This window comes from Pedobacter sp. (assembly GCF_035566355.1).
Taxonomy (GTDB): Bacteria; Bacteroidota; Bacteroidia; order Sphingobacteriales; family Sphingobacteriaceae; genus Pedobacter.
On sequence record NZ_DATMRL010000152.1, the window covers coordinates 1 to 5,245 of the forward strand.

6 protein-coding genes are annotated in these 5,245 nt (G+C 37.6%); all 6 read right to left on the minus strand.

The features are described 5' to 3' along the window. Positions 1–1,098, minus strand: a 1,098-nt coding sequence (locus tag VNZ46_RS06020; RefSeq protein ID WP_325559198.1) for a FecR family protein, incomplete at its 3' end; no start/stop codon positions are given. A 79-nt stretch (positions 1,099–1,177) separates the two neighbouring features. Continuing rightward, positions 1,178–1,804: an RNA polymerase sigma-70 factor gene (locus VNZ46_RS06025; protein WP_325559199.1), complete on the minus strand. Its 627-nt coding sequence runs from the start codon at positions 1,802–1,804 to the stop codon at positions 1,178–1,180. Between the two features lie 62 nt (positions 1,805–1,866). Further along, positions 1,867–3,135: a glucose-1-phosphate adenylyltransferase gene (locus tag VNZ46_RS06030; protein ID WP_325559200.1), complete on the minus strand. Its 1,269-nt coding sequence runs from the start codon at positions 3,133–3,135 to the stop codon at positions 1,867–1,869. 76 nt (positions 3,136–3,211) lie between these two features. Next, a complete protein-coding gene (locus VNZ46_RS06035) occupies positions 3,212–3,487 on the minus strand; it encodes a hypothetical protein (RefSeq protein WP_325559201.1) in 276 nt (91 codons plus the stop codon). Between the two features lie 208 nt (positions 3,488–3,695). Further along, the gene (locus VNZ46_RS06040) at positions 3,696–4,340 is read right to left on the minus strand and encodes a TetR/AcrR family transcriptional regulator (RefSeq protein WP_325559202.1); all 645 of its coding nucleotides are present in this window, start codon (positions 4,338–4,340) and stop codon (positions 3,696–3,698) included. A 103-nt stretch (positions 4,341–4,443) separates the two neighbouring features. Then, positions 4,444–5,245 (minus strand): TlpA disulfide reductase family protein (locus VNZ46_RS06045; RefSeq protein ID WP_325559203.1); only part of this gene is annotated, 802 nt, incomplete at its 5' end.

Sequence of the window (5,245 nt, forward strand, 5' to 3'; positions counted from 1 at the left end):
ATGTACACTACCTGTTTTTTCTAGTATCTTCAAAACCTGAACTAAGGTCTTACTTCTTGAAATCTCTGCGCCATAATCAATCTCACTGATCTTACCTTCATAAACTACGGTAATATCATACCAACGTTCTAATTTTCGCATAATACTTTCAATATTTTCATCCTTGAAGTTAAAGTCATTGTTCAGCCATGACAAAACCTGTTCTGTATCCGCTTTCTTAACGCGGATCCCATCAGTGTTCTCCGCTTGCTGTCCCGGTTTTAGCAAACAAGTGTTTCCACCAGAACTGACTTGAACACTACCTTCGATAAGAGTGGTTTTTATACTTTCCTCTGAAGGATAGCTATTGATGTTAAAATGAGTTCCTAATACCTGCACACTTTGTTTATTTGAATGTACAACAAAGGGCATGAGTTTATTTTTTGCAACCTCGAAATAAGCTTCCCCACTCAATTCCACTTCCCGGTTAATCCCATTAAAAACGGCAGGATAAACCAATGTGGATGCCGAATTCAGCCAGACTTTAGTCCCATCCGATAACCTAACCTGATACTGTCCACCTTTAGGAGTACTCAATTTATTGGTTAAAACCGCAACCTGACTCTTTTTTCCCTCATGTTCATAAACCAGTTTACCTTCGGCCGTTTTGCGGATACCAGTTTCACCCTCATGTGCCAGTACACCAGCCCCCGCATCATCAAGAGTAACCGTCTGGCCACTCGCCAACACCAGAATAGCCTTATTCCCCCCAGGCTTAATATCATTCTTAAACCTCTCCACCTGACTCATTTGGAGTTTTGACTTATCAGTCTTTCCTGCATAAATATAAAAGATGGTAATCGCAGTACAAAAAAGTATCGCCGCAGCAGCATACCTCATCCATAAATGCCTGGTTCTGGATCTGGCATACTGGTTCTCGTGTACAGGAAGTGCAGCCCATATAGATTGGCCCACCCTTTCCAGTTCCTCTTCATCAGGCATAAAATCGCTGCTTGCAATCTCTTTGATATGCCAGCTTTCAACAATGGCTTTTTCCTCTGCTGTGCAGGTTCCTGTTTTATATTTCTGAAGAAGTTCTTTGGCCTGGTACGGATACATTTTATCATGGCGGAATTCATGCCGCTTATAATGATGTAGGTTAACTCCATTGTAGGGAGTAGACTTTATAAAAAAAAATTTAAAAGGTTAAGCTCACAAAAACAGAAAACAACTTCAGTTTTCCCTTAAGGATTTTGACAGAATTACTAACCTGCTTTTTTACAGTAAGTTCTGAAACACCAAGCTGAGCAGCAATCTCCTTATGAGACATTCCTTCATTTCTGCTCATTTCAAACATTACACGCATTTTTGGAGGCAAAAGCGCAACCTCCTTTTCAATAACAGCCAACATTTCTTTAGCCCGAAGCTGATCATCGGTAATATATTCTCCCTCTTCGATAAACTGCTGCAGATAAATTTTATAATCTGTTCTGATTTTTTTATGATCCATCAAATCAAAGATCCGGTACCGAACCGCAGTATACAGATACATGGAAAGAGAGGTTCTAATCTCCAGGTCCTTCCCTTTGTGCCATAAATAGGTAAAAACCTCCTGTACAATATCTTTCGCGTCGTCTTCATCGGCCATAACCTTTCTTGCATAAACATACATCACCGCCCAATAACGCTGATAAATCTGTGCATATGCTTGCCTATCTCCCGCTTTGAAAAGCAGGAGTAATTTATCATCTGATCTACTAACTAAATCATCTCCCTGCATAAATACCTGGTCACCAATGAATATTTTGCAATAATAGTTAAACATTCACTGGGATAGAAGATTATTCATAAATATATAGGGGGCAATTTTATCAATTCTATATCCATCTAGATTATAGTTCCATTCGGTAGAACCGCCCCCTTTTTAACCACCACAATGCCGTCCTTTACAGTATACAATTCGAAATCACCATCTTCCAAATGAAGCCCGCCGTTGATCTTCACATCGTCTCCAATCCGGCAGTTCTTATCGATTATAGCATTGTGGATATAACATCGATCACCAATACCGATCAGGGGATTTCCGGCTGCCTTTTCAGCCTCTATTTCTATTAGAGTCTGGTAACGATCGCTCCCCATAATATAAGCATTTACAATTACGCTATGCTTACCTATTCTGGACCGGATACCTACGACTGTATGTTCAACCCTGCTGGCCTCAATAATACAGCCTTCTGCTATAATGGTTTTATCTAATGTTGTATTCCAGATCTTTGATGGCGGAAGCATCCTTGCTCTTGTAAAAATAGTATGGCAGCTATCAAACAGGTTGAACTTTGGTATTTCATCGGTCAGACTAAGGTTCGCTTCAAAAAAAGAAGAAATATTACCAATATCTGTCCAATACCCCTCATATTGAAAGCTTAAGACACGACTTCTTGTAATTGCCTTAGGTAAAATTTCCTTTCCAAAGTCCTTTTCATCTAAATTTTCATTTAAAATGTTGATGAGGTATTCCCTGTTGAATACATAAATTCCCATTGAAGCAAGGAAATCACGTCCCTCAGCCTGCATCTCTGGTCCCGTATCTGAAATCCATTCATCGAGCCCGGTTTTAGGCTTTTCGATGAAAGAGGTGATGATATTATCTTGATCAGCTTTTAAAATACCGAAGTCCGTTGCCTCTTTCTGAGTTACCGGAATTGTGGCAATAGTAATTTCTGCCTTAGCCTCTATATGTTTTTCGATCATCTCTTTAAAATCCATCTGGTAGAGCTGGTCGCCGGAAAGAATCAGGATGTATTTAAATTCATGCAAACAAATATGATGCATACTCTGCCGTACAGCATCTGCAGTACCCTGAAACCATTCTGAATTATGGACAGTTTGTTCTGCGGCTAAAATATCAACAAAAGCTGTACTGAAATGGCTAAAGTGATAGGTATTCTTAATATGCTTGTTCAGAGATGCCGAATTGAATTGCGTGAGTACAAACATACGGTGCACACCAGAGTTAATACAATTGGAAATTGGGATGTCAACCAGTCGATACTTCCCTGCAATTGGAACGGCAGGTTTAGAGCGTGTCTGTGTTAATGGCGATAATCTGGAGCCCTGGCCACCGCCGAGGATAACTCCTAAAACTTTGTCCATCATGTTTGTTTAGTTTAGTATTTGGTGTAAAATATTGTTTAATTCGATCTGGGCCCTTTATATATCTAATATCGTTAAATTAATTTAGTGTCTTTAAAAGAGCTTGCATTTTTTGCTGGCGTTCCTGCAATTCTTTAACATAAGGTTTCATAGATTGGATTAACACATTTTGTTCTTCGGTTAACTCAGTATAGCTTAAACAACTAAAAAACTTAAAAATATTATTTAAGCAAAGCTGTATTTCATTTTCCAAGTGTTGTAATAAAATTTTCTTTTTTTCCTTATTTGACAATATTTCGGAATTGGTTTGATCTGCACCTTCAAAATACAACCTTAATTCTTTTTTTTCGACCATACTCTATCTAACTAATATATAAGTCATTATACTTATTTAATAACAAGATTTACGTTAATCTTTTTTCCTGTTCCTGAGTTTAAGTTATTAAATATAATAAATATCACCAAATTGTGAATTTTCAAATAAATAAAAAAGCATGTCCTCTTCTTTAAATAAAAAGAAGCTGATGCCATATATAGAGCCAGAAAAAATCAGAAGTTTTGGATTATATTTTTTTTTGCTTTTCTAAACGCAAACCTGCTTCTTCTATGATATTCGATATTTCATTCCTAATGCGGGCAATCCCTTCTGTTGTTTTTAGGTCAATCCCACAAATAAGGCTCTTTTTGTTTAAGACCATAAAATAAATACCGGTTACAATAATGGCAATCCTTGCCTTAATATCTATATCAACAGCGGCAAAATTTGGTTCGGCCAAATCAAGAAATATCCCACCTATCTTCTCTCTCTGCTCATAAACATCGTTTATTGCTGGATTGCCACCATTAAGATGCCACAATATAGCCTGTTGCATATCAACATCTTTAGAAAAGGAATGTAAATGCTCATGCATTACACCTTTTATGAGATCAGTTGAATATTCCCCCTTAACCGATCTGAGAAGTTCATTAACATTACGGTCAAAATCAGCATAATAATCTTTTTGCCTTACATAGGTTTCAACCAAATTATCGATAGATCCAAAATAATGATACAAAAGTTTTCTGTCTACCCCGGCTGTATCGACAATTTTCTTTAATTTGAGACCAGCATAGCCCTCTTCCCGAATGATTTTCCCAACAGCTTCAATAAATTTAAGCTTGGTTCTTTCCTTATTTTTATGAATGCCATCGTAAACTTTTCTTGCCATAACATATGCTCAATTTAAGAGCATATGAAATTGCAATTTTTAATTGATAAACTAAAACAGCTCCGTCTGCACCCCAAAAACATATTTTCTCTAACTAATGATCCTATTGCTTTAAAACCATATCAATCATAGCAGACATTTCACTCAATACCGATTCCTTATCTGTTCGGCTGCTGCTCACCTTATACCTGATATATCCATTCCTATCAATAATAAATTTTGCCGGGATACCGCTTACCCCATATTTTTTCACTGCCGTTTCCACATTTTTATCCTGCTGCTTATCATATAGCACATTGAAGGTATAACTATTCTCATTCATTAAATCGTTCACACTCTTTTCAAAGTCAGGCTTAGTTTCCCAAGTATCAATGAACAAAAATTCGATATCCTTGTTGTCCCTATACTTATCCAAAACAGCCTGCATTCCCGGAAAGGACTGTTTACATGGCACGCACCAAGTTGCCCAAAAATCCAAAACCACCAATTTCCCCTTATAATCCGCTAAATTGACCAGTTCACCTTTTCGGTTATATAATGAAAACAAAGGAGCCTCTTCCCTAACCATTGCATTTTTTAAATGCTTCATTTGCTCCTTCTGTTTCTCAGCAGATAAAAGGTTGAGGTACTGCAGAAAGTCAGATTTGCTCCCGTTTAATTTCAAATACAAATCCTTGATCAACGACAAGATCTCTGGCGATTGTGGATTTTTCTGCAGGTACTTATCCAAAGCCAGAAACGCATTCAATTGCTCTCCCTTTGCGATGAACGCCTTTGCCAAAGTCTGCACTAAAGACTGGGCACTCATTCCAGCATAATCATTTTCTGCCAGCAGGTCGGCAGTTAATTTTATACTCTCATCCAGTTGTCCATTAACCAGTAACGCAGCAGAATAATCATTAACT